Annotated in this window: 19 protein-coding genes; 9 read left to right on the top strand and 10 right to left on the bottom strand. The window is 43.1% G+C overall.

Translation table 11 applies throughout. The features are described 5' to 3' along the window. Window positions 1–74 precede the first annotated feature (74 nt). The 6 genes from CHJ_RS13750 to priA all read right to left on the bottom strand — a co-directional run bounded on the left by CHJ_RS13750 (window position 75) and on the right by priA (window position 7,167). Window positions 75–992 (bottom strand): 1,4-dihydroxy-2-naphthoate polyprenyltransferase, encoded by a 918-nt coding sequence (locus CHJ_RS13750; RefSeq protein ID WP_171752761.1) that lies wholly within the window; start codon window positions 990–992, stop codon window positions 75–77. 146 nt (window positions 993–1,138) lie between these two features. Continuing rightward, window positions 1,139–2,473, bottom strand: coding sequence for an HslU--HslV peptidase ATPase subunit (gene hslU / locus CHJ_RS13745; RefSeq protein WP_171752760.1), 1,335 nt, complete (start codon window positions 2,471–2,473; stop codon window positions 1,139–1,141). 16 nt (window positions 2,474–2,489) lie between these two features. Continuing rightward, window positions 2,490–3,023 (bottom strand): ATP-dependent protease subunit HslV, encoded by a 534-nt coding sequence (gene hslV / locus CHJ_RS13740; RefSeq protein ID WP_171752759.1) that lies wholly within the window; start codon window positions 3,021–3,023, stop codon window positions 2,490–2,492. Between the two features lie 119 nt (window positions 3,024–3,142). Continuing rightward, on the bottom strand, window positions 3,143–3,679 hold the full coding sequence (locus CHJ_RS13735; protein WP_171752758.1) for an SPOR domain-containing protein: 537 nt from the start codon (window positions 3,677–3,679) through the stop codon (window positions 3,143–3,145). Between the two features lie 99 nt (window positions 3,680–3,778). Beyond that, on the bottom strand, window positions 3,779–4,783 hold the full coding sequence (gene cytR / locus CHJ_RS13730) for a DNA-binding transcriptional regulator CytR (RefSeq protein WP_171752757.1): 1,005 nt from the start codon (window positions 4,781–4,783) through the stop codon (window positions 3,779–3,781). Window positions 4,784–4,965: 182 nt separating this feature from the next. Then, window positions 4,966–7,167 (bottom strand): primosomal protein N', encoded by a 2,202-nt coding sequence (priA, locus tag CHJ_RS13725; protein WP_317917930.1) that lies wholly within the window; start codon window positions 7,165–7,167, stop codon window positions 4,966–4,968. 294 nt (window positions 7,168–7,461) lie between these two features. On the opposite strand from priA, the gene rpmE reads away from it, so the two are divergent. Then, on the top strand, window positions 7,462–7,680 hold the full coding sequence (rpmE, locus tag CHJ_RS13720; protein WP_171752755.1) for a 50S ribosomal protein L31: 219 nt from the start codon (window positions 7,462–7,464) through the stop codon (window positions 7,678–7,680). A gap of 231 nt (window positions 7,681–7,911) precedes the next feature. Beyond that, window positions 7,912–9,171, top strand: a complete 1,260-nt coding sequence (locus CHJ_RS13715) for a malic enzyme-like NAD(P)-binding protein (protein ID WP_171752754.1) — start codon at window positions 7,912–7,914, stop codon at window positions 9,169–9,171. Between the two features lie 51 nt (window positions 9,172–9,222). On the opposite strand, the gene metJ is transcribed toward CHJ_RS13715, so the two are convergent. Beyond that, window positions 9,223–9,543, bottom strand: a complete 321-nt coding sequence (gene metJ, locus CHJ_RS13710) for a met regulon transcriptional regulator MetJ (RefSeq protein WP_171752753.1) — start codon at window positions 9,541–9,543, stop codon at window positions 9,223–9,225. Between the two features lie 258 nt (window positions 9,544–9,801). Here metJ and CHJ_RS13705 point away from each other — a divergent pair, with 258 nt between their 5' ends. The 3 genes from CHJ_RS13705 (at window position 9,802) to metF (ending at window position 14,448) form a co-directional block, all read left to right on the top strand. After that, complete coding sequence (locus CHJ_RS13705) at window positions 9,802–10,968, top strand: O-succinylhomoserine (thiol)-lyase (RefSeq protein WP_317917929.1); 1,167 nt, start codon at window positions 9,802–9,804, stop codon at window positions 10,966–10,968. Then, the gene (locus CHJ_RS13700) at window positions 10,969–13,374 is read left to right on the top strand and encodes a bifunctional aspartate kinase/homoserine dehydrogenase II (RefSeq protein ID WP_317917928.1); all 2,406 of its coding nucleotides are present in this window, start codon (window positions 10,969–10,971) and stop codon (window positions 13,372–13,374) included. It begins immediately after the preceding gene. A 186-nt stretch (window positions 13,375–13,560) separates the two neighbouring features. Beyond that, window positions 13,561–14,448 (top strand): methylenetetrahydrofolate reductase, encoded by an 888-nt coding sequence (gene metF / locus CHJ_RS13695; protein ID WP_171752750.1) that lies wholly within the window; start codon window positions 13,561–13,563, stop codon window positions 14,446–14,448. A 127-nt stretch (window positions 14,449–14,575) separates the two neighbouring features. On the opposite strand, the gene CHJ_RS13690 is transcribed toward metF, so the two are convergent. The 3 genes from CHJ_RS13690 to argE all read right to left on the bottom strand — a co-directional run bounded on the left by CHJ_RS13690 (window position 14,576) and on the right by argE (window position 19,563). Continuing rightward, window positions 14,576–15,115 (bottom strand): PadR family transcriptional regulator, encoded by a 540-nt coding sequence (locus CHJ_RS13690; RefSeq protein WP_171752749.1) that lies wholly within the window; start codon window positions 15,113–15,115, stop codon window positions 14,576–14,578. Window positions 15,116–15,560: 445 nt separating this feature from the next. Then, window positions 15,561–18,194, bottom strand: coding sequence for a phosphoenolpyruvate carboxylase (gene ppc / locus CHJ_RS13685; protein ID WP_171752748.1), 2,634 nt, complete (start codon window positions 18,192–18,194; stop codon window positions 15,561–15,563). A gap of 235 nt (window positions 18,195–18,429) precedes the next feature. After that, window positions 18,430–19,563 (bottom strand): acetylornithine deacetylase, encoded by a 1,134-nt coding sequence (argE, locus tag CHJ_RS13680; RefSeq protein WP_171752747.1) that lies wholly within the window; start codon window positions 19,561–19,563, stop codon window positions 18,430–18,432. Window positions 19,564–19,719: 156 nt separating this feature from the next. Between argE and argC the strand changes: the two genes are divergently transcribed. The 4 genes from argC to argH all read left to right on the top strand — a co-directional run bounded on the left by argC (window position 19,720) and on the right by argH (window position 24,792). Then, window positions 19,720–20,724 carry an N-acetyl-gamma-glutamyl-phosphate reductase gene (argC, locus tag CHJ_RS13675; protein ID WP_317917927.1) on the top strand — a complete coding sequence of 335 codons (1,005 nt, stop codon included), beginning with the start codon at window positions 19,720–19,722 and terminating at the stop codon, window positions 20,722–20,724. An 8-nt stretch (window positions 20,725–20,732) separates the two neighbouring features. After that, window positions 20,733–21,521: an acetylglutamate kinase gene (argB, locus tag CHJ_RS13670; protein ID WP_171752745.1), complete on the top strand. Its 789-nt coding sequence runs from the start codon at window positions 20,733–20,735 to the stop codon at window positions 21,519–21,521. Window positions 21,522–21,617: 96 nt separating this feature from the next. Next, window positions 21,618–22,829 (top strand): argininosuccinate synthase, encoded by a 1,212-nt coding sequence (locus CHJ_RS13665; protein ID WP_171752744.1) that lies wholly within the window; start codon window positions 21,618–21,620, stop codon window positions 22,827–22,829. A gap of 94 nt (window positions 22,830–22,923) precedes the next feature. Continuing rightward, complete coding sequence (gene argH / locus CHJ_RS13660) at window positions 22,924–24,792, top strand: argininosuccinate lyase (RefSeq protein ID WP_317917926.1); 1,869 nt, start codon at window positions 22,924–22,926, stop codon at window positions 24,790–24,792. The last annotated feature ends 297 nt before the right edge of the window (window positions 24,793–25,089 follow it).

Below are 25,089 nucleotides of genomic sequence, written 5' to 3'. Positions count from 1 at the left end.
ATCATCTTCATTTATTTAGTTAATATCTTTAGAAGTATATCTGTTGATAATGTCTTTGCAATGACGAGGCTCAATTATCTCGTAAGAGTTTGTGCCACAACTATCAGAGAAAACAGAATGTTAGTAATCGAGGCGCATTTAACTATTGTCGGCATCATTGGGGCGATCAGTAGTGGTGAGCTTGACTCAAGTACTTCTCGGCCATGTTTAAACAGCGTTATTGCGGATAGAAAGAAAGGAACGATGATCCAGATGGTGGTGCTGTGCGTGTAAAGGTAATAGACAAAAGAGCAAAAAGCGACACCAATTAATACGATGTGATAATACTTAGCGGACTGCTGACCGAGTCGAACGGCCACGGTTCTTTTTCCACAAGCCTCATCATTTTCAATGTCACGCATGTTATTGATATTTAATACTGCAACCGCCAGTAACCCACAGCCAATCGCAGGAATTAATATGTCTAAGTTTACCGCACCAGTATGTAAGAAGAATGTGCCACCGACACCTAATAAACCAAAGAAGATAAATACTGATAGATCACCTAATCCGACATAACCATACGGTTTGCTGCCCATGGTATAAGCAATCGAGCTTAAAATAGCGAGTAAGCCTAAACCGATAAAGGTGAGAATATTAGAGAAACTGTCTAAAGAGTAGAGAACAAGTGCTAAGCCAGAAATTATGGTCAAAACGATATTGATTATAATGGCTTTTTTCATCTCTTGCGTGGACACTGCACCAGATTGCATTGCTCGGGTAGGGCCTAAGCGTTGTTCGTTATCTGTGCCTTTGAGCGTGTCGCCAAAATCGTTGGCGAGATTGGACAGTATTTGTAAAAAAATGGCGGTTAGTAATGCAAGCGCAGTGATAGCAAAGGAAAAATGGCCATTGGCGTAGGCTAAACTGCTACCAGTGGTTATTGAGACGAGTGCTAGGGGCAAAGTTTTTGGCCTAGCGGCATCAAGCCATATTGCTATTGACTGCTTCATTTACATTGTTACCTCAAATTAATGTTCGAAGTATATCAATTGTACAGATAATAAAAAGCCCACCTGAATCGCTCAGGTGGACTTTCTCTCGCAATGCTATAAAAAATACCAGTTTTTAAAGCAGCTAAAGTAATTTATCTGACAAATTACAGGATAAAGCGGCTTAGATCTTCGTCTTCGATGAACTCACCAAGACGACTGTCGACATATTCTTTATCGATAACTAACTGCTTACCTGGGTTGTCAGTAGCATCAAAGGATATTTCATCCATTAATCGCTCCATTACAGTATGTAAACGACGAGCACCGATGTTTTCGGTCGTCTCATTGACTTGCCATGCGGCTTCTGCAATTTGGGTAATGCCATCTTCAGAGAAAGAAATATCGACCTCTTCGGTTTTCATTAGGGCGATATACTGTTCCGTCAATGACGCTCTAGGTTCAGTTAGTATGCGTTTAAAGTCGTGACTAGTTAATGCTTCAAGCTCGACACGAATGGGTAGACGACCTTGTAATTCAGGGATCAGGTCTGACGGTTTGGCTACCTGAAATGCACCAGAGGTGATGAATAGGATGTGATCCGTTTTTACCATGCCGTGTTTAGTGGAGACGGTACTGCCTTCAATTAACGGCAATAGATCACGTTGAACACCTTCGCGTGAAACATCTGGGCCAGAGCTTTCGCCACGTTTACAGATTTTATCTATTTCATCGACAAAAACGATGCCGTTATTCTCAACATTATAGATAGCTTGCTCTTTAAGCTCTTCTTGATTGACAAGTTTTGCGGCTTCTTCTTCTGTTAACGCTTTAAAGGCATCCTTGATCTTCATCTTGCGGTTTTTCTTTGTATCTCCCGCAAGGTTTTGGAACATGCCTTGAAGTTGGTTGGTCATCTCTTCCATGCCAGGAGGAGCCATGATTTCGACACCCATTTGCGGGGCTGCAACGTCAATCTCGATCTCTTTGTCGTCGAGTTTTCCTTCTCGCAGTTTTTTACGGAAAATTTGACGAGTATTGGAGTTGTCTTCTGCGGGTTGCTCGTTTTGTCCCCATGCGTCACGAGGTGGTGGCAACAAAGCATCAAGTACTCGTTCTTCAGCTTGTTCTTGTGCGCGAAATTGCACTTTTTGAACCGCTTGCTGGTGAGTCATCTTAGCGGCAACGTCTGTTAAGTCGCGAATGATGGTTTCAACTTCTTTGCCAACATAACCAACTTCAGTAAATTTAGTCGCTTCTACTTTAATAAATGGCGCATTAGCGAGCTTCGCAAGTCGGCGAGCAATTTCTGTTTTACCGACGCCTGTTGGACCTATCATTAAAATATTTTTAGGGGTTACTTCAGCACGCAGATCTTCGTCAAGCTGCATACGGCGCCAACGGTTTCTTAGCGCAATGGCAACAGAACGTTTGGCTTTATCTTGGCCAATAATATGGCGATTTAATTCGTGAACTATTTCACGAGGAGTCATTTCAGACATGCTATTTCCTCAATTCTTATTCGGCCGTGACTTCTAGCTCTTCAATCGTATGGTGATGATTAGTGAACACGCAAATATCACCCGCAATTTTGAGTGACTTTTCCGCTATTTCACGAGCGTCTAATTCGGTGTTTTCTAGCAGAGCTGTTGCGGCTGCTTGAGCAAAATTGCCACCAGAACCTATGGCGATTAAATCGTTTTCTGGTTGAACCACGTCACCGTTACCCGTGATTATCAAAGAGGCCGTTTCATCGGCTACGGCTAAAATGGCTTCTAGTTTTCGAAGTGCTCTATCACTACGCCAATCTTTTGCCAGTTCAACGGCAGCTTTGGTCAAGTGGCCTTGATGCATTTGAAGTTTGCTCTCAAAGCGCTCAAAAAGAGTAAATGCGTCTGCTGTTCCGCCAGCAAACCCTGCTAGTACTTTGTTGTTATATAAGCGACGTACTTTTTTGGCGTTCCCTTTCATTACTGTGTTGCCAAGAGATACTTGCCCATCACCGGCAATAACAACTTTATTATTGCGGCGTACTGATACGATAGTAGTCACGAGATTAGCCTCTTCATATTTAACTAGTGAGTTGAAGAATATATGAGGATAGTTGGGGGAGTTTTCAAGGTAAAGATGAGATCTTTAGCGGATCTCATCTCTACTTAAATAGGAGAAAATTACTGGGACTCTTTCCAAATCGCGCAAGGCTCTATTTTGGCCTTCTGCAGTTTATGACGATCTTTTTCTGCTTCGCGCTTTAGCGTATATGGACCTAATACTACTCGGTACCAGCTACTGCCCTCTTTTTTACGGATTTTGCTGGTTATGCCCTGAAAAGCAATATTGACCTTTCGTTCTTCCGCTTGCTGCAGAGTTTTAAAAGCGCCGCACTGCATTATATAAGGAATTTCAGAGATAACTTGTTCTTTAGCTTCAACCTTTACTTCTTTATTGGGTAAAGACTTCACATATTCCCATTTCTCTTCTGGAAGCGGAGGTAGCGCTTTTTTCTTAACAGGTTTGCTGGCCTTTTTCACACTTGGAGCGGGTGTTGGTGGTTCGGGATCATTATTCAATAAATAGAGTCCGTAGCCAAACCCTCCCGCAAGAACTAATGCGAGAATACCGGCTTTCCAAGGAGTGCCGGAGGTTTTTTTTCGGGCCGGTTTTTTCTTTTGTCCCTGCCCACGTCTTACATAATCTCTATTCGCCACGTTTCTACTTCATTGGGGTGTGATAACAAATGGTATGGTAATCCAGAATGCACTGAGAACACAATTAATCTACTCAAATGCATTACTGGGTATCTACCGTTAGATGCGAGGTGGCGCTGCGCTATTACGAATAATTAACTGTGTCTCTAATAAACGAGAGCCCGCTCTGACATCTCTCCCTTTAAGCAGTTCTAGCATCATTAACATTGCTTGACGGCCAATTTCGTATCTAGGTTGTGAGATGGTGGTTAAAGGAGGATCGCAGTATTGAGAAAACTCAATATCATCAAAACCGACGATGGAGATGTCTTGTGGAACGCGTAAACCTAATTTCTTCGCTTCTTGAATCGATCCGATAGCCATCATGTCGTTATGACAGAAAATGGCTGTTGGCGGTTCACGTAAGGCGAGCAATTGCCTCAGTGCTTTGGCTCCACCTTGGAAGGTAAAGTCGCTGGCAATGGAGTAGGAGGCATTCATAGTGATGCCTGCACGACGAAGTGCCTGCTGGTAACCTTGATGTCGAAACTCACACAGCGCTGCTTTTTCTGGGCCGGAGATTTGAGCAATCCGTTTATGACCCATTTGAGTCAAATAGTTAACGGCTTCGAATGCCGACGTTAAGTTATCAATATGAACGGTTGGTAGTTCAAGCTCTGGAGCATATTCACACGCCATTACCAGAGGAGGAAGGTTTTTCTGCTCTGGTTTACTGACATCAAACGGTAAGTCAGCGCCCAGTAGCAGCATGCCGTCTGCTTGCTTAGTAAATACTAAGTTGATAAACGAACTTTCTCGCTTGCGTTGTTGGCCGCTATCCCCTAATAAAATTAGGTAACCATTCTCCATTGCTGCATCTTCAATGCCGCGAATAATCTCAGCAAAATAAGGATCGCAGATATCAGGAACAATGGTAACAATTGTTTTTGATTCGTTTCTTCTCAGGTTTCGTGCCAGAGAATTTGGGGAATAGCCAGCTTCCAAAACAGCGTCTTCCACCCGTTTACGAGTAGAAGATGAAACTTTCTCAGGGTTCATTAGTGCTCTAGATACAGTGGCGGTCGAGACCCCTGCTAGCTGGGCAACATCCTTCATTGTCGCCATAAAAAGTAACCTCTTGTAAAAAAGTGGATCTATTATTCACTCTTATCGATCCGGTTTATTGAACTAGTTTATTGATTTAACTAGATTCGAATTACGGGTAATGTAACAAAATTTGCATTGGATGTGTGATGACTGTCTCGTAAATGCATTTAATAATTGGAGAGATACTATTTTGCTTCAGATTAACTTAAATCTTGAGGCTCAATATCTAACGACCAGCGCACTTTTTTCGACAAAGGCAGCAGTTGAATCGCACTCTTGGCACTAAACAGCAGTTTCTGCATGGTCTTTCTATCGCTGGCTTGCAAAAGTAGCTGCCAACGTGATTTTCCTGCTCTTTTTGCCATTGGTGCAGGCGTTGGCCCAAGCAGCATTACCTGTTGAGAGAATAGCGGATTGACTTCAAGTGTGTGGCGTACTTGCCGAAGAAACTCTTCAACTTTTTCTGCTTGGCTTGCTTCTGCTCTAAACAGAGTGAGGTAAGTAAAAGGGGGCAGATGTGCTTGTTGTCGCTCTGCTAATGCTGAATGCGCAAAATGGCTATAATCTTTGTGCAGTAACGCTTGCAGCAACGGATGCTCTGGGTGATGGGTTTGTAAAACCACTTCGCCAGGTTTACTGGCCCTTCCTGCTCGTCCTGAAACCTGAACAAACAGCTGGGCTAATCGCTCAGAGGCTCTAAAGTCACTGCTGTAGAGAGAACCATCTACGTCTAATAAGCCAACTAAAGTCACATCAGGGAAGTGGTGTCCTTTGGCGAGCATTTGCGTCCCAATCAGTATCTGAAACTCTTTGTCTTTTATCGATTGCAGCGCTTGTTCTAGGCTACCTTTTCTTCGGGTGCTGTCTCTATCAATGCGAATGGTTTTGTATTCCGGAAACAGAGATGTGAGCTGAGTTTCCAGCTGTTCCGTACCGACACCCATGGTAACTAAATGGTTAGAGTGACACTGCTGACATTGATAGATCACTGGACGTTGTGAACCACAATGATGACAACGTATCTCCTGACTATTGTGGTGATAAGTATAGTAAGCATCACATCGCTGGCAGTCGGCTATCCAACCGCAGTTATGGCACATCAACGCCGGAGAGAAGCCTCGTCGGTTAAGAAACAGCATGACTTGATTGCCCGCATCAAGGTGTTTGCGCATTTCCGCGATTAAAGGAGCAGATAAACCACTTTCTAAAAACAGTCCTTTTACGTCGAGTATTTTATGCGTCGCGGGGACGGCACTGCCGGCTCTTTTTGTTAACGTTAAGTGGCTGTATTTTCCTGTCAATGCATTGTGTAAAGACTCTAGGGCCGGAGTTGCAGAGCCAAGAACAATAGGAATATTCTCTTTATGCGCCCTCATAATGGCGACATCACGAGCATGGTATCGAAGAGAATCTTGTTGTTTGTACGAGGTATCATGCTCTTCATCAACAATAATAATGCCGAGTGAAGAGAAGGGGGTAAATAACGCCGAGCGAGTACCGATAACAATACCTGCTTGATTCTCTTTAGCTGACAGCCAAGCGTTAAGTCGTTCGGTATCATTTAAGCCAGAATGGACAACTTCTACAGGAACATTAAACCGCTTCTTGAAGCGACTAATGGTTTGAGGCGTTAAGCCTATCTCAGGCACGAGAACAAGCGCTTGTTTGCCATTCTCTAGTGCAGACTTAATGAGATTTAAATAGACTTCGGTTTTTCCAGAACCGGTGACCCCATCTAACAAATAACAGCCAAAGTTTCTATTGCTGTTCACCGTCGCTATGGCAATGGCTTGTTCTTCATTCAGCTTTAATGGTGACTCTGGCAGGGCAAGAGTTTGTGACCAGTTATTCTTTGCCGCTTGCTTTTCATACGACTGAATCCAGCCTTTCTCTTCGAGCTTTTTAAGTACACTACTGGGAATCTCTTGGTCCAACATTTGTTGGTGAGACACCGCTTCATGTTCTAGCAAATGCATCACTTTGGCTTGTTTTACGGCTCGTCCAAAGCCTGACATTAACTGATTTTTTCCTTGCTCTGTTATCTTCCAGTTGACGACATTAGCAAAGCTGGCCGGCTTTCCTTTTCGCAGTGCACTGGGTAGAGCATTTGCCAGTGACTCTCCAAGAGGGTACTGATAAAACTGGCTACACCAAATAAGCAGTTCATATAGTGAATTGGGCCACACAGGTTCTAAGTCCAATACCTGCTTAATGGATTTTAGCTGCTGATCTGAATATTCTGAATGATTAACCATGGCTGTCACAATGCCGACAAGGGTCTGCCTTCCGAAAGGAACAGAGACTCTTCCCCCAATAACAGGAAACTGGTCGGCTTGAATCTTGTAATCAAACTGTTTATCCAGCGGAACAGGCAGAGAGACTTGAGCGATAGTTGGACGCATAAACTTCAGTAAAATTAAGGCTAAAATTGGAGAGGACAGTGTAGTGGAAGCTGCGTTGAATTACGAGACGGAGTATAAATGATCGTGGTGGTGGCTCTGAACATGACTCACTTTATTGTTTAGAAGCGAAGTTATTTGATGAAAAAAAACTCAAATAGGTTGATCCGAACTAAGCTATTCATTAATATACTGCGCCTTAATGGTGTAGCATTGCTATGCTTTTTACTTTTGAACACACGTGTGGTGTCCGGCTTAGAATCGGATAGCGACACGGCCTATATATGAGGTTTTCCCATGAAAACAGGTATCCATCCTGAATATAAAGCAGTTAACGCAACTTGTTCTTGCGGCAACTCTTTCGAATTTAACTCTACTCTAGGTAAAGATTCTATCCACCTAGACGTATGTGATAAGTGCCACCCATTCTACACTGGTAAGCAACGTATCGTTGATACTGGTGGTCGTGTTGATCGCTTCAACAAACGTTTCGGTGCGCTATCAAGCAAGAAGTAATACTTTAAGTATTATTCCCGAATTTAGAAAAGGACGCTTAGGCGTCCTTTTTTCGATCTTTAGTTACCGTTGTGACTCGTTTTGTGTGCTCGTTAGATAGATTTGCTCATGGTAGTCAGTGTTATTGTTGAGATTGATATTTTTTCTCAATAATAATCGCGCTTTTTTATAAAAGTGTAATAAAATCTATATTCTTACTATTCAGTTTTACTCTCTTTGGAAAAGTACACTATGTCTGATGACAATCAACAAGAAGAATTTCGTCAAAAAGCACTCCGTTATCACTCTCATCCTGTTGCAGGAAAAATCTCAGTCGAGCTAACTAAGCCGGCTGACTCTGTTGAAGATCTTGCATTAGCATATAGCCCAGGCGTCGCTGAGCCAGTTCGAGAGATCGCTCAAGATGCAAATAACGTTTATAAGTATACAGCCAAAGGGAATATGGTTGCGGTTATCTCTAATGGTACTGCTATTTTAGGGTTGGGGAACCTAGGGCCAATGGCTTCAAAGCCAGTAATGGAAGGTAAAGCCCTTCTTTTTAAACGCTTTGCTGGTTTAGATTCCATCGATATTCAGGTAAAACACCGAACCATTGACGAGTTTGTAGAAACAGTAGCGAATATTGCGGATACATTTGGTGGCATTAACCTGGAAGATATTAAAGCACCGGACTGTTTTGAAATTGAACGTCGTTTAATTGAACGTTGTGATGTGCCTGTTTTTCATGATGACCAACACGGTACTGCGATTGTTACTGCTGCGGGTATGCTCAATGCTATCGAGTTGCAGGGTAAAGAGTTATCAGAGTCAACGATTGTTTGTCTTGGGGCTGGCGCCGCAGCGACGGCTTGTATGGAGCTATTGATCAAGTGTGGAGCTCAACGTGAGAAAATCTACATGCTTGATCGTAAAGGCGTTATCCATACTCGTCGAGACGATTTAACTGAGCATAAGAAATTGTTTGCCAGTAATACAGATAAGAGAACATTAGAAGATGTAATTACTGGTGCAGATCTATTTTTAGGTGTATCCGGTCCAGATTTGCTGCCCCAAGATGCATTAAATTTAATGGCAGATAACCCTGTAGTGTTTGCATGTTCTAATCCTGATCCTGAAATTAAACCAGAGTTAGCTCATCGTGTGCGTGATGATTTGATCATGGGTACGGGGCGTTCTGACTATCCTAATCAGGTGAATAATGTTATCTGCTTCCCGTTTTTGTTCCGTGGTGCTTTGGATGTGCGTGCCAGTGAAATCAATATCGAAATGAAACTTGCCGCAGTTGAAGCCATTCGCCAGTTGGCAAAAGAGCCCGTTCCTGAGCAAGTAAAACAAGCGGCGGGAGTGACATCATTAGAGTTTGGTAAAGAGTACATTATACCAAAACCTATGGATCCTAGATTACTTCCTCGCGTGGCTAAAGCGGTCGCACAAGCGGCGGTTGATTCTGGTGTGGCCAGAATTGATATGCCTGATGGCTATATGCTTTAAAGGGTACACAGATAATAAAATGGCCGCTCCATGGAGCGGCCATTTTATTAATTATTCTTCATCGAAGGCTTCAAACTCAATGCCCATGGCGGTCATCATTGCTTTGGCTTCTGTTGGAATATCATCCGGTCTGTCTTTTCTTAAATCTTCATCTGTTGGCAAAGGTTGCCCAGTATAAGCGTGTAGAAAAGCTTCACATAATAGTTCGCTATTGGTGGCATGTCGCAAGTTATTTACTTGGCGTCGTGTACGTTCGTCCGTCAATACTTTTAATACTTTTAATGGAATAGATACCGTGATTTTCTTAACTTGTTCACTTTTTTTTCCATGTTCTGCATAAGGACTAATGTAGTCACCATTCCAGTCTGCCATTGCGCACCTTTAAATATGAAATACTAGATAATAATTATAACTGTCGATTTTAGCTGGATTTACTGCCATAAGCAAAGACATATAGACGTCTAGAGGTATTGACGTCCTAGCTAATGGCAAGTAAAGTGCTTAATAATAAGCCTCATGATAACAAATGGCGTAATAACAGATAAGCTCAGTAGCAACAAATAAACTATAGTTTACATTACGCGTTAATTGACGCACTCAGTAAAGATATATGGAAAGGAAAACCATCTTATGACTAAACGGAAGCCAGCAACAATTGCTGTTCGCACTGGAATAGAATCTGACACGCAACACCAAGCAGTTGTTCCTCCTATCTATCTATCTACTAATTATAGTTTTCCTCATTTTGGCGATGTTCCTAAGTATGACTATACCCGCTCCGGAAATCCAAATCGAAGTCTGCTAGAGCAGGCTCTTTACGAGCTGGAATCGGGTGTAGGGGCCGTGGTCACTAACTGCGGAACATCTGCTCTAAACTTGCTTGTGTCCGCTTACTTAGGGCCAAATGATCTCATCGTTGCACCACATGATTGCTATGGTGGTACGCATAGGTTGTTCAATACACGAGCGAATAAAGGGGATTTTAACGTTGAGTTTATCGATCAATCAGATAGTACACAGCTTGATGCTGCATTAGAAAAATCGCCTAAATTAATTTTATTAGAGACGCCGTCTAATCCACTGGTTCGGGTTGTTGATATTGCAGAAATATGTGAAAAAGCGCGTAAGGTTGGAGCGCTAGTGGCAGTGGACAATACCTTTTTGACACCGATATACCAAAAGCCATTAGAACTAGGCGCTGACTTTGTTGTTCACTCAACGACCAAGTATATCAATGGCCACTCCGATGTTATTGGTGGTGTCGTGATCACGAAAAGTGAACAACATGCTGAAGAGCTCGCGTGGTGGGGAAACTGCATAGGTGCGACGGGGACTCCATTCGACAGTTACATGACACTAAGGGGAATACGAACTCTTGGTGCCAGAATGAGGCTTCATGAAGAGGGCGCTCAAAAGGTGCTGGAATTTTTGCAAACTCAAAAACAAGTCGCAAAAATATACCATCCTAGTCTGCCAGATCATCCGGGCCATGATATTGCGAAAAAACAGCAGAGTGGCTTTGGTTCCATGCTGAGCTTTGAGTATTCCGGTACAGACGATCAGTTAAAAACTTTTGTTAATGAGTTGACACTATTCTCTCTTGCAGAGTCGTTGGGCGGTGTCGAAAGCTTGATTTGTCACCCAGCTTCAATGACCCACCGAGCAATGGGAGAGCAAGCGTTACAAGAGGCGGGAATTTCCCAGCAACTGTTGAGATTATCTATCGGCCTTGAAGATAGCCAAGATCTTATTGCCGATTTACAGCATGCATTCGCTGTAGTTGAGGGAGAAGCTTAGATGAGCCAAGTACGTCAGTTGCACAAGTTTGGTGGCAGTAGTCTAGCGGATCCCGAATGTTACCGACGCGTTGTGACTTTACTATCAGAGTACTCAACGGAAGAGGATTTAATCGTGGTGTCTGCAGCGGGAGACACCACCAATAAACTATTAGAGTGGTTAGCTGCCCTTAATAAAGATGGCCGATTAGCCCATGAGTTGTTGATGGACTTGCGGCAGTTTCAATCGCAATTGATTGAGGAGTTAATGGATGATTGCGTGCCTCTTTTACAACAATTAAATAGCGAAGTCTCTGCGATTGGTGAACTTATGGCACCACTGTCGGACGGACAAGTCGCGAATGTTCTTGGTCATGGTGAAATATGGTCAGCTCGACTGTTAACTGCACTGCTTAACCAGAAGCAACAACCTGCTATCGCGTTGGACTCAAGGCTGTTTCTGCGTGCAGAAAAAGGCACGCAACCTGAAGTGGATAGAAAACGCTCTAGACCTTTGCTGGTTGAGACGTTAGCACAGCATTCTCATCATAAGTTGGTTATTACTGGTTTTATGGCGCAGAGCGCGTCAGGCGAAACGGTACTGTTGGGACGAAACGGTTCGGATTATTCCGCCACCATTATCGGTGCACTTGCTGATGTTTGCAGAGTGACGATTTGGAGTGATGTCGCCGGTGTGTACAGTGCTGATCCGCGTAAAGTGAAAGATGCCTGTTTGTTGCCTTTGTTAAGGTTAGATGAAGCGAGTGAACTTGCTCGGCTTGCGGCTCCTGTATTGCATAGCCGGACATTACAACCTGTGGCACAGAGCGCTATGGATCTTGACCTAAGATGCAGCTATCAACCTGAAGCAGGCTCAACAAGAATCGAACGTGTACTTGCCTCTGGCCGTGGCGCAAAAATCATCACGTCATTAGACGAAGTGTTATTGATTGAACTTAATATTGGTCATGCGCACGACTTTGATCGAGCGCAGGGCGAGATCTTAAGCAGCTTACAGAGAGCACAACTGCAACCTTTAGCGTTTGATATTCAGCCTGATCAAGGGGAGATATTGCTAGCCTATACCTCCGAGCTTGTAGGTGGTGCATTGGCGTTTCTTCAAGACGCGGCAATAGAGGGAGAGATTCGTCTAAGAGAAGGCTACAGCATGGTCGGGGCAGTGGGTGCTGGCGTAACGGGTAACCCGATTCACAGTCACGGTTTTTATCAGCAACTTAAAAATTGTCCGGTGGAATTTATTTGCCAAGCCGAATCAGGATTAAGTGTGGTGGCTGTATTGAGAAAGGTCGACAGCTCTCAATTGGTGCAAGGGATCCATCGACAGCTTTTCCAAGCACAGAAGAGAGTCGGCTTAGTGTTGTGTGGCAAAGGTAATATAGGTTCTAGCTGGTTAGAGTTGTTTGCTAAGCAGAAAGAAGAGCTGGAAAAACGTCGCGGTATGAGTTTTGATTTGATCGCGGTTGTCACTAGTCAGCGCTACTTTATGAACCTAGAAGGACTTGATGTTCATGCCGCACTTAATCAGTACCAAGACGAGGCAATAGAACATGATGGGCATGATTGGATAGAGAAGCTCTCGCATCAGCAAGAGTATGATGAAGTGATTGTTCTTGATGTGACGGCAAGTCATCAGATTGCTCATAAGTATCCAGATATTGCAGAAAAAGGATTACACCTGATTTCTGCTAATAAAGTAGCAGGCTCTTCTTCTAGCGAGTTTTATTATAAAACTCAGAATGCCTTTCAAAAAACAGGTCGCCACTGGTTATATAATGCTACGGTAGGTGCAGGATTACCGGTAAATCATACCGTGCGGGATTTGCGTGAAAGTGGAGACAATATCGTTGCTCTGTCGGGTATTTTCTCTGGGACACTCTCTTGGTTATTTCAGCAGTTTGATGGTTCGATAGCGTTTCATGAGTTAATGGAATTAGCGTGGCAACAAGGCTTAACTGAACCTGACCCTCGAACGGATCTGGATGGCTCTGATGTGATGAGGAAGTTGGTTATTTTAACCAGAGAGTCAGGGTTAAGTATTGAACCTGAGAATGTCAAAGTTGAAAGCTTGGTTCCTGAAGAGCTGAACGATCTGACTATTGATGAGTTTTTTGACCAGAGTGAGCTATTGAGTGATATTTTGGCTAAACGGTTAGCCAAAGCGCAGCGTGAAGATAAAGTGCTGCGTTATGTGGCTAGGCTGGAGAAGAATGGTCAAGCATCTGTTGGCATTGAAGCCCTTAATCGAGATCACGCCCTTGCCAACTTGCTGCCATGTGACAATATTTTTGCTATTGAGAGTCACTGGTATAAAGACAACCCTTTAGTCATTCGAGGGCCAGGAGCAGGACGAGCAGTAACCGCTGGTGCTATTCAATCGGATATTAATCGCTTGTCGAGTTTATTTTAATCAATATGGATGTCTAACATCTGAGGCCAGCATTTCTTTTTTGAAAGGCTGGTCGCCTCAATCTGTCGATTTGTTGTTATTTACATGTTGACATTGATCACAATTCAATTCATTCTACAGACATATGGACGTCTAAACGTCGAATGAAATTAGCGAATTTCTTATTTTAAGGGCAGGGAGCAAGCCATGAGTTATACACACGCCAGCCACCTAGATGCATTAAATCAAAATATTGCTGAGTTAGGTGATATTAATGTCTCGTTTGAATTTTTTCCGCCAAGCAGCGAAAAGATGGAAGAGACGCTGTGGAACTCAGTTCATCGCCTTAAAAAATTACAGCCTAAATTTGTTTCGGTTACTTATGGTGCAAATTCTGGTGAACGAGACAGAACACACTCCATCATAAAAGAGATCAAAGACCAGACAGGTCTTGTTGCCGCACCGCATTTAACCTGTATTGATGCGAGTCGTGATGAGTTGATTACCATTGCGAATGACTATTGGCAAAATGGGATTAAAAACATTGTTGCACTACGTGGTGATATTCCGGCTGGTGGTGGTGTTCCAGAAATGTATGCGTCTAATTTGGTTGAGTTACTTAAAGAGCAACACGATTTTGATATTTCAGTGGCTGCTTTTCCAGAGGTGCACCCAGAAGCGAAAAGTGCGCAATCAGATTTACTTAATTTAAAGCGTAAAGTGGATGCCGGAGCGAATCGTGCTATCACGCAGTTTTTCTTTGATGTTGAAAGTTACCTAAGATTTCGTGATCGCTGCGTCTCGGCAGGAATTGATGTTGAAATAGTACCGGGTATTTTGCCAGTATCGAATTTTCAGCAAGCTTCGCGCTTTGCCAAAATGAACAATGTAAAAATTCCGGGATGGATGGCACAACAGTTTGAAGGCTTAGATGAAGATCCTACCACTCGTCAATTGTTGGGGGCTAGTCAGGCGATAGATATGGTAAGAATTTTGAGCCGGGAAGGGGTAAAAGATTTCCACTTTTATACTTTGAATCGAGCTGAGATGACTTACGCATTATGTCATACCCTTGGGGTAAGACCGACCGTATAATAGTAGGGTAAGCTACCCATTATTCGAACAATGATGGTTTTAGCTTATTGTGAAAAAGAGTAATCAAGGCTCGTAAGCATGACTTATGAGCCTTGATTGCTAGTAGAACCGCATTAGTTCATGCTTTTTAGCTCATGCTTTTAAGTTCAGCTTGAACCTCTTCCGCCCAACTCACCCATGCTTCACGCATAAATAGGTTACGACGAAGTGTTAATCTTTCCAAACGAGCAGACTTATCTAAGCTAGCAGGGTTTGCATATTGCTCAGCTTCAATCTCGTTATAGTGCTTGATTAACTGCTTTGATTCTTCAATCAATGCTGATACTTGTTCTTCGAATGTCGCGCTTGGTTCAATAGCACAAGCCATTAATTTAGCACTAAACTCATCTCGAACAGTGGGTTGAATTGTTGGCTGCTCAAACCATTCGCCTAATGCTTTTCGACCTTCATCAGTAATGGAATAAACCTTACGATCTGGTTTTCCTTCTTGAGGTTGAAGTACACATGTGACGAGTGCATTTTGAGCCATTTTATTTAGCTCTCTATATACTTGCTGGTGGCTTGCTCGCCAGAAGTATCCGATGCTATATGAAAACTCTTTTGTTATGTCGTATCCGGTAGCATCACGAGTGCTTAGAACGGTTAAGATTACGTGTGGTAATGACATGTCTTAAATCCAATTAAAAAGTAAATTGTAAATTTATTGTTTAACTGCGTTTGTGCTTCTATGTCACGAATATAATTGCAGTTTAAACTAGTCCACTCAAATTAACTTGAATGGTCATATCACCTTCACATTTGCCGTTAATCACCTAGGAATTGAAAGAGTGAATCTCTTTCTAATCTGTGCCTTTATGAATTTAGTATAGTATATATGGCGGCACAGAGGGGCATAAGCATACCATTAAATATGCACCAAGGAATATTCGGTGAGCGCATTTTGCTTGAAAAGCTGACAAACCTCTCAATAAGAGAAATTTCTGTTTTGAATAAGGCAAGAGTTGCCACTGTGAACGTCTATTTATCGAGTCACACTGGTGGGTATTGTTGGAGAGGGCAAAGCTAAAAAACAGATTATTTAGCTTTGCCCGTTTAACGGTTATCGATTCAGCTTAACCGGTATTACGCATGCCAGCGGCAATGCCTGCAATGGTTACCATTAGTGCTTCTTCGAGTTCCGGTGATGGGTTCTCTGTTTGACGAGTTCTATATAATAGCTCTGCTTGCAGAATGTTCATCGGCAGTACATAGATATTACGAAGGCGAATAGACTCAAGTCCCCAAGGGTTACTTTGCATTAAGTTCTCGTTGTTCTCGACATTCAATACCGTTTTAATATCACTTTGTAGCTGCGCTCTTAATTGATCGCCTAAGCGCCACAATGACTTGTCAGTTAATCTCTGATCATAATAACGAGAAATCTCAATATTGGATTTCGAGTAAACCATCTCTAGCATACCTAAGCGGGTAGAGAAAAATGGCCATTCACGACACATCTCTTCCAATAGGTTTTGATGCCCTTTATCGATAGAGTACTGAATGGATTCACCGGCACCAAGCCAAGCTGGCAGAACTAAGCGGTTTTGACTCCAAGAGAAGATCCATGGAATCGCTCTTAAGCTCTCTACCCCACCATTTGGGTTTCGTTTTGATGGACGAGAGCCAAGTGGTAGTTTGCCGAGTTCTTGCTCCGGGGTGGTTGCTCGGAAGTAAGGAACAAAGTCCGGTTCTCCTCGTACTACTTTTCGGTATGACTCACAAGAGACTTCTGACAGCACGTCCATCAGGTCACGCCATTCCTGCTTTGGCTGAGGTGGTGGTAGTAAATTTGCTTCAAGTATTGCACTGGCGTAGAGGTTAAAGCTATTTACGGCGACATCAGGTAAACCAAGTTTGAAGCGAATCATTTCTCCTTGCTCAGTAACGCGAAGGCCACCTTTTAAGCTCTTCGGTGGTTGAGACAGTAGTGCGGCATGTGCTGGCGCACCTCCTCGACCTATTGTTCCTCCACGGCCGTGGAAAAGAGTGAGTTCAATACCTTCTTGTTCGCACACTTCAACTAATGCGTCCATCGCACTGTACTGCGCCCAACCAGCAGACATAACGCCGGCGTCTTTAGCTGAGTCAGAGTAACCAATCATCACCATTTGATGACCCTGAATAAAGCCACGATACCAATCGATACTGAGTAGCTGCTTAATCACGGTTTCTGAGTGATTGAGATCATCTAAGGTTTCAAACAGTGGGCAAACATCCATGCGGAACTGACAACCAGACTCTCGTAATAGCAGATGGACCGCTAATACATCAGAGGCTGTTTTTGCCATGGATATGACATATGAACCAAATGCATCGCGAGATTGACCTGCAATCGTCCTACAGGTGTCCAAAACCTCCTGAACCGGTTCTGAAGGCTGCCAGTCACGAGGTAAAAGTGGACGTTTTGAGCTTAGTTCATTAACAAGGAAGGATATCTTGTCGTTCTCGCTCCACTGGTTGTAGTCGCCAATACCCAAGTATCGAGTGAGCTCTGATAATACGTCTGAGTGGCGAGTACTTTCTTGTCGAATATCTAAGCGAACAAGGTGGATGCCAAATGCTTTAACTCTGCGAAGTGTATCTAACAGTGAGCCATCAGCAATGACGCCCATTCCGCACTGATGTAGCGATTGGTAACACGCGTAGAGAGGAACCCAAAGCTGATCTATGTGAGTAATAATCGCTTTGTTTGGAACTTCAGTGCCGTTGATCTTGGCATCTAACACTTCTAGTGTGTCGATTAGCTGAGTTCGAATCTCTTTTAAAATTGCTCTATAAGGTTCGTGAGCATCACCAGCAAGTTCACGCAGTTCATCGGTGCAGTCGATCATCGACAGTTCACTGACTAACTCTTGAATGTCATTAAGGTAGAGATCCGCCGCTTTCCAACGAGATAAATGCAATACTTCGTGAGTGATGGTGTGGGTTACAAACGGGTTACCGTCGCGATCGCCTCCCATCCATGATGAAAAGTGCACCGGACGCGCATCAATAGGGAGTCCTTCACCTAAATATTCAGTGACTTTGTGGTTTAACTCTCTTAGAAAGTCAGGCACCGCTTGCCATAGTGAGTTTTCTACCACGGCAAAACCCCATTTAGCTTCATCTAATGGAGAAGGGCGTTGCTTTCTCATATCATCTGAATGCCAAGATTGAGCAATCAACTGTTCTAAACGACGTTCATTATTACGACGCTCTTTACTGGATAGATCAGTAAGCTCCAATTGAGATAAACAGCGATTTATCTTCACCAGCTTATTGATCATGGTACGACGGGCAATTTCCGTCGGATGAGCAGTCAGTACCAGTTCAATATTCAGATCTTTTATTGACTGGGCGGCATCCAGTTTGCTGATTTTATTTTCAGTCAGCTTAGAAAACAGCGAGTTGATCGCGTCTGGTTCACAAACATTGGCGTCGCAATGTCTTGAAATGGTGTGATATTGCTCAGCGATATTAGTTAGGTTGAGGAACTGATTAAACGCACGGGCAACAGGGTTTAGCTGTTCGTCTGTTAATGCTGAAATCTCTTTGATTAAAGCATCTCGTGCTTGGGTGTCATTATCGCGTTCTGCTGACTTAGAGAGTTGGCGAATACGCTCAACTTGTTGCAGCATCTCATCGCCATGTGCATTTTTAATGGTTGTGCCAAGTAGTTGGCCCAACATACGCACATTGCCTTTTAAAGCAGAGTATTGTTCGTTCATTCTATTCCTGCCTGGTAATTAAATTACAGTGTCTTGTCCTTGATATCTAAACAATCTAGCTAATTTCTGCCTACTGAGTCAAATAAAGCGCATCTCATAATGGTTTTAATTCACTTTATTTGATTATGGTCATTTGTTAATCGTTTTCATAAAGTGATTCTGAAATAAAATTTCAGAATCACTTGTGAGATATGGAGAAAAGCAGTGATATTATTACAGTTTCAGATGATCAAGGTTAAAAACAGTACTGCCTAATCGCTTTTGCGAGGATATTGGTTGTTGGTTCAATATACTCAAAAGCTAAAAACTCATCAGGCTGGTGGGCTTGATCTATTGAGCCAGGACCGAGAACAAGAGTGGGACAGAGCTGCTGTAAAAATGGAGCTTCCGTACAGTAGTTGACGGTTTCTGAGTCAACTCCGCATATGTTCTCCATTCCGGTTATTAATGGGCTGTCTGAGCACTCATAGCCGGGAATAGGCTCATGAAGCGGAGTAATGGTGATTCTATCTGGCCATTTGCTTTCTAACTCTTTTAACGCACCTCGTAACATATTATCCAAACCATCTAGGCTAATTCCCGGTAACGGTCGAACATCATAATGAAGTTCACAACAGCCACAGATGCGGTTAGCGCTATCTCCGCCATGAATATGACCAAGATTAAGAGTGGGGGATGGAATAGCAAACCCTGGATGATGGTACTCTTTCACTAGCTTATCTCTAAGCTGCATTAACGAAAACAGTATCTCATGCATGATCTCAATAGCATTGACGCCAAGGGAAGGATCTGAGGAGTGGCCTGATTTGCCTGTTACCCGAATCGCATTGGCGACGTGCCCTTTATGTCCGCGAATTGGTACCAAGCTAGTTGGCTCACCAATAATGCAGTAGTCCGGTTGTATTGTTGTCTGCTCTGTAAAATGACGAGCACCTAGCATGGTGGTCTCCTCATCACAGGTGGCAAGAATATAAACAGGTTTTGTTTGCGTTTTCCAATCCACTTTTTTTACAGCTTCAATAATAAAAGCAAAAAAGCCCTTCATATCTGCAGTGCCTAACCCATAAAAGCGGTTATTTGATTCGGTGAGAGCATGAGGATCAAAATTCCAACGTCCTTGATCAAATGGAACAGTGTCAGTATGGCCTGCTAAAAGTAGCCCGCCATCACCGCTTCCTCGTTTAGCAAGTAAGTTAAATTTGCCTTTTGCCACCTTTTCTACTTCAACATCGAAATCTAAGTCCTTAAGCCAATTGGCTAAAAGTTCGATAACTTTGCTGTTTCCTTCATCCCAGCTAGGGTCTGTAGAGCTAATTGATGAGGTAGAAATGAGCCCTCTATAGACATCAGTAAACTTAGGTATTTTCATATTATCTTCACTTCCCCTATTGACAGATAACCGATAAGACGATACAAAGCATATTAAATCATTATTTATGAATAAAAAACCGGATAATGATACTTTTTAGGTATTAATAGTCATTTTAGACTTTGCTTATTTTTCTAATTTTATGAGTGTTATGAGATGTTAAAAACCACAATTATCGGCGCTAGCGGTTATACAGGAGCAGAACTCGCTCTTTTAGTAACAAAACACCCTGAGCTCAAGCTAACAGGTTTGTATGTTTCCGCCAATAGTATAGACGCAGATAAATCTGTCGGGAGCTTACACAATAAGCTTGCTGGCGTTGTGGATATGCCTGTCAAAGCACTTACTGATGTTCATTCTGTTGCTAAATCGTCTGATGTGGTTTTCTTAGCTACTGCACATGAAGTGAGCCATGATCTTGCCCCGGTCTTCTTGGCGGAAGGGTGTCAGGTATTTGATCTATCGGGTGCCTATCGTGTGAATCACAGTGATTTTTATCAAGACTATTACGGTTTTGAGCATAAACATTCAGATTTGTTGGATAAAGCGGTTTATGGATTAGCTGAGTGGAATGAAGAGCAGATCAAGCAGTCTGATCTTATCGCTGTTGCCGGTTGCTATCCCACTGCGTCCCAACTGGCCATCAAACCACTTGTTGAAATGAATTTTCTCGATCTAAACCAGTGGCCTGTCATCAATGCAGTTAGTGGCGTGTCAGGCGCAGGCCGTAAAGCCAGCATGGTAAACAGTTTTTGCGAAGTGAGTTTACAACCATACGGACTGTTTACCCATCGTCATCAACCTGAGATAGCCAATCACCTTGGTTGTGATGTCATATTTACTCCCCACCTTGGTAATTTCAAAAGAGGCATTTTGGCCACGATTACAATGAAGTTGGCCAATGGGGTGTCGGAAGCTGACGTTAATAATGCTTTCGATAAAGCCTATAAGAATCAACCTGCTGTTCGGGTGAAATATCAACAATTACCTGCGATACAAGATGTAGAGAACACACCTTATTGCGACATCGGCTGGAAGGTCCAAGGTGAGCACATCATCGTAGTATCAGCAATAGACAATCTTTTAAAGGGTGCATCGAGTCATGCGATGCAGTGTTTAAACCTTCGTAACGGCTTTATGCCGCTTACTTCACTTTTGTGAGAATGAAAATGACCAAAAAACTAAAACCATTAGTGATTAAGTTGGGCGGCGCTGCACTTTCGAGCACGGACACCCTTGGAAAGCTTTTTCACGCCATTAAAGAGTACCAACGACAAGCCGAGCGCGACCTAGTGATTGTACATGGTGGTGGATATTTGGTTGATGAGCTGATGAAGAAGCTACAACTGGATACCGTAAAGAAAAATGGCCTACGTGTTACACCTTATGAGCAAATTCCAGAAATCGCGGGAGCGCTGGCAGGAACCGCCAATAAGTTATTACAAGGCGAAGCGATAAAAAACGGTTTGAACGCGGTTGGTTTATGCCTAGCTGACGGCGGCCTATGTAAGGTTGAGCAACTTGATGAAGAGCTCGGTGCAGTGGGTAAAGCAACACCCGGAAATTCTGCCATGGTTCAGGCTATTTTGAACCTAGGTTCAGTGCCTATCATCAGCTCTATCGGTTTGACTGATAAGGGCCAGATGATGAACGTAAATGCCGATCAAGCAGCGGTAGCCGTTGCTGGCTCTTTGGATGCAGAGTTAGTGCTGCTATCTGATGTTAGCGGTGTATTGGATGGAAAAGGCCACTTACTTGCTAACTTAAGCCAAAGCGAAGCAGATAGCTTGATTCAAGGGAAAGTGATTACAGACGGCATGATAGTGAAAGTTCAGGCTGCTTTACAGGCGGCCAATGAACTAGGTAGGCCGATTGAAGTGGCAACATGGCGCTACCCTGAAAAATTAACCGAATTATTTTCAGGTAAGAGCATTGGTACCCAGTTCTTACCTCAGTAAACAGATTTGTATAAGCAAATTGGATATTAAATAGATAAATGGATTTATAACCCGAGTAACTGACCGCCAGTGCAGTAACGGGATTAGGAGAGAAAAATGAGTCAAGTTAAAGTAAATAAAGTAGTCGTAGCCTATTCCGGCGGTCTAGATACATCAGTAATCATTCCGTGGCTTAAAGAGAATTATGATTGTGAAGTTGTCGCTTTTGTTGCCGATGTTGGCCAAGGTGATGAAGAACTTGAAGGTGTCGAAGAGAAAGCTATCGCTTCTGGTGCATCTGAAGTGTATATCGCGGATTTAAAAGAGCAGATGGTGGCGGATTATATCTACCCATCATTGAAAACCGGTGCCGTGTACGAAGGTAAATACCTTCTTGGTACCTCTATGGCGCGTCCAATTATTGCCAAAGCGCAAGTGGAATGTGCTCGTAAAGTGAATGCAGATGCGCTAGCTCATGGTTGTACAGGTAAAGGAAATGATCAGGTACGTTTTGAGAGTGCTTTCGCAGCGCTTGCCCCTGATTTGCATGTTATTGCTCCTTGGCGTGAGTGGGACTTAGTCAGCCGTGAAGAGTGTTTAGACTATCTGGCTGAGCGTAATATTCCTTGTTCTGCTTCTTTAACTAAAATTTATTCGCGTGATGCCAATGCTTGGCACATCTCCACTGAGGGTGGCGTACTTGAAGAGACATGGAATGCTCCTAATGACGATTGTTGGGCATGGACAAACAGTCCTGAGCAAGCGCCAAATGAAGCGGAGTATGTCTCTATTAAAGTAGAGAAAGGTGAAATTGTAGAAGTGGATGGTGAAGCAATGACACCATACAACACTTTAATGTACCTAAATGAAAAAGGTGCGAAACACGGTATTGGTCGTATTGATATCGTTGAAAACCGTCTAGTAGGGATGAAATCTCGTGGTTGTTACGAAACTCCCGGTGGCACCATAATGATGGAAGCGTTGCGTTCTGTAGAGCAGCTTGTTTTGGATAAAAGCTCTTATGAGTTCCGTGAAGAACTTGGAATCAAAGCCGCACACCTAATTTATGATGGCCGTTGGTTTACGCCTTTGTGTAAGTCTATTCTTGCTGCAACAGAAGAACTGGCGCAAGATGTTAACGGTGAGGTGGTGATTAAGCTTTATAAAGGTCATGCAACAGCGACTCAAAAACGTTCTAATAACAGTTTATACTGTGAGCGTTTTGCAACATTTGGTGAAGATGATGTGTATGACCAAAGTCATGCCGCTGGATTTATCCGTCTTTACTCGTTAGCTAGTCGAATTCGTACTCTAAACACTCAAAAGTAACCATTCAGTATTGGCCGCCGTGCCTATAGGCACGGCGTCTATCAGATAAAAGACATAATTAAAGAACACGCGGAAAGCGAGCAGGAGATAAACAATGGCATTATGGGGCGGAAGATTTACCCAAGCAGCAGATACTCGGTTTAAAGAATTCAATGATTCATTGCGCTTTGATTACCGATTGGCTGAGCAAGACATTGTTGGCTCGATTGCGTGGTCAAAAGCATTATTGTCAGTCAATGTACTGTCTGAGCAAGAGCAGCAGACATTAGAGTCTGCGCTTAATGAACTTCATGGTGAAGTGCAGCAAGATCCTCGTCAGATTTTACAGTCGGATGCCGAAGATATTCATAGCTGGGTTGAACAGAAGCTAATTGGAAAAGTAGGGGACTTAGGTAAAAAGCTCCATACTGGCCGTTCTCGTAATGACCAAGTCGCCACAGATTTAAAACTTTGGTGTCGTCAACAGGGGCAACAACTTCTTATTGCGTTAGACCGATTACAAAACCACTTGGTTGAAGTGGCGGCAATGCATCAAGATACAGTACTGCCCGGATATACGCATTTGCAACGCGCTCAACCCGTGACTTTTGCTCACTGGTGTTTAGCCTATGTCGAGATGTTTGAACGTGACCACTCTCGTTTAGGTGATGCTATTCATCGTCTTGATACCTGTCCTTTGGGTTCAGGTGCATTAGCGGGAACCGCATATCCAATGGATCGTGAAGAGCTGGCTAAAGATTTGGGCTTTCACCGAGCAACCCGTAACAGTTTAGATTCTGTATCGGATCGCGACCATGTCATGGAGTTAATGTCCATTGCTTCAATTTCTATGTTGCACTTGTCTCGTCTGGCTGAAGATATGATTTTTTATAACTCAGGTGAGTCCAACTTTATTGAGCTGGCAGATACGGTGACATCAGGTTCATCTCTGATGCCACAAAAGAAAAACCCTGATGCACTTGAGTTGATCCGTGGTAAATGTGGTCGAGTATACGGTGCAATGTCAGCGATGATGATGACGGTTAAAGCGTTACCTTTAGCGTATAACAAAGATATGCAAGAGGATAAAGAAGGCTTATTTGATGCACTAGATACATGGAACGACTGCATTGAAATGGCGGTACTCTGCTTTGAAGGTTTGAATGTTAATAAAGAGCGTACCTTGGAAGCGGCTAAACAAGGCTATGCCAATGCTACCGAATTAGCAGATTACCTTGTCGCGAAAGGCATTCCATTCCGTGAAGCGCACCATATTGTTGGAGTGGCGGTAGTTGGAGCGATAGAGAAAGGTTGTGCATTAGAAGAGCTGACTCTTGAAGAGTTACAAGCATTTTCTGCTAGCATCGAACAAGATGTTTATAGCATTTTAACCATTGAGTCTTGTCTTGAGAAACGTTCTGCCTTGGGCGGGGTATCACCAAAACAAGTTCAATATGCGGTATCTCAGGCTCAGCAACGATTAAGTAAGCGCGATACCTCCGGTGTTAAAGTAAGGGGCGCACGTTTAACGGATATTGATGTACTAGAGAGCATGGTGACTTACGGTGCAAGTATTGGTGAGAATTTACCCATCTCTCGTAGTGAACTAAATAGAAGCATTGGTTCGTTCGCGGTTCTAGAACATCAGGGTACGGTTATCGGTTGTGCATCCTTGTACGTGTATGATTCGGGTTTGGCTGAGATACGCTCATTGAGTATTGAAGCAGGATGGCACGATCACGGTGCGACCATCGTTCAATATGTGATTGAAAAAGCCAAGCAGATGGCGATCGAAAAAGTGTTTGTATTAACGCGAACGCCAGAGTTTTTCATTCGCCAGAACTTTATTGCGACATCAAAGAGTTTGTTACCAGAAAAAGTACTAAAAGATTGTGAACAGTGCCCAAGGATCCACGCATGCGATGAAGTGGCGGTGGAGATCGAACTATCGGATCGTTTAATTGCTCGTTCAAGTGTTGCGTAATTAATTGATTTTTAAGTACATTAGTAAATGCTTAAATTTTATTAAAATTTGATGATCTTTTTGGGAACATTTTCTAAGGAAGGCGGTCTTAATTAGTACCACTGCTTTTTCTTAGATGAATCTAAGAAGGCCCCTAACCAATATTGGTTTAGGGGCTTTTTTCTTTCTGGCCTATCTGTGACTTTACCGTTTCAATTTCTTTCTCGTCATCTCTGCTTCATAAATTATTCAACGAACTTTAATGAAACTGATATTTAAATTCATCATTCCCCATCTAGTCTCTCTGCTGTTCATAAC

The sequence above is a fragment of the Vibrio sp. MACH09 genome, from assembly GCF_033238805.1.
GTDB lineage: Bacteria > Pseudomonadota > Gammaproteobacteria > Enterobacterales > Vibrionaceae > Vibrio.
This window is presented reverse-complemented; position numbering and strand designations above follow the sequence as displayed.

Bases quoted from the DNA above. Each gene is read 5' to 3' on its own strand.
- CHJ_RS13750 (WP_171752761.1), bottom strand. From the start codon at position 992: ATGAAGCAGTCAATAGCAATATGGCTTGATGCCGCTAGGCCAAAAACT.
- hslU (WP_171752760.1), bottom strand. From the start codon at position 2,473: ATGTCTGAAATGACTCCTCGTGAAATAGTTCACGAATTAAATCGCCAT.
- cytR (WP_171752757.1), bottom strand. From the start codon at position 4,783: ATGGCGACAATGAAGGATGTTGCCCAGCTAGCAGGGGTCTCGACCGCC.
- priA (WP_317917930.1), bottom strand. From the start codon at position 7,167: ATGCGTCCAACTATCGCTCAAGTCTCTCTGCCTGTTCCGCTGGATAAA.
- rpmE (WP_171752755.1), top strand. From the start codon at position 7,462: ATGAAAACAGGTATCCATCCTGAATATAAAGCAGTTAACGCAACTTGT.
- CHJ_RS13715 (WP_171752754.1), top strand. From the start codon at position 7,912: ATGTCTGATGACAATCAACAAGAAGAATTTCGTCAAAAAGCACTCCGT.
- metJ (WP_171752753.1), bottom strand. From the start codon at position 9,543: ATGGCAGACTGGAATGGTGACTACATTAGTCCTTATGCAGAACATGGA.
- CHJ_RS13705 (WP_317917929.1), top strand. From the start codon at position 9,802: ATGACTAAACGGAAGCCAGCAACAATTGCTGTTCGCACTGGAATAGAA.
- CHJ_RS13700 (WP_317917928.1), top strand. From the start codon at position 10,969: ATGAGCCAAGTACGTCAGTTGCACAAGTTTGGTGGCAGTAGTCTAGCG.
- metF (WP_171752750.1), top strand. From the start codon at position 13,561: ATGAGTTATACACACGCCAGCCACCTAGATGCATTAAATCAAAATATT.
- CHJ_RS13690 (WP_171752749.1), bottom strand. From the start codon at position 15,115: ATGTCATTACCACACGTAATCTTAACCGTTCTAAGCACTCGTGATGCT.
- ppc (WP_171752748.1), bottom strand. From the start codon at position 18,194: ATGAACGAACAATACTCTGCTTTAAAAGGCAATGTGCGTATGTTGGGC.
- argE (WP_171752747.1), bottom strand. From the start codon at position 19,563: ATGAAAATACCTAAGTTTACTGATGTCTATAGAGGGCTCATTTCTACC.
- argC (WP_317917927.1), top strand. From the start codon at position 19,720: ATGTTAAAAACCACAATTATCGGCGCTAGCGGTTATACAGGAGCAGAA.
- argB (WP_171752745.1), top strand. From the start codon at position 20,733: ATGACCAAAAAACTAAAACCATTAGTGATTAAGTTGGGCGGCGCTGCA.
- CHJ_RS13665 (WP_171752744.1), top strand. From the start codon at position 21,618: ATGAGTCAAGTTAAAGTAAATAAAGTAGTCGTAGCCTATTCCGGCGGT.
- argH (WP_317917926.1), top strand. From the start codon at position 22,924: ATGGCATTATGGGGCGGAAGATTTACCCAAGCAGCAGATACTCGGTTT.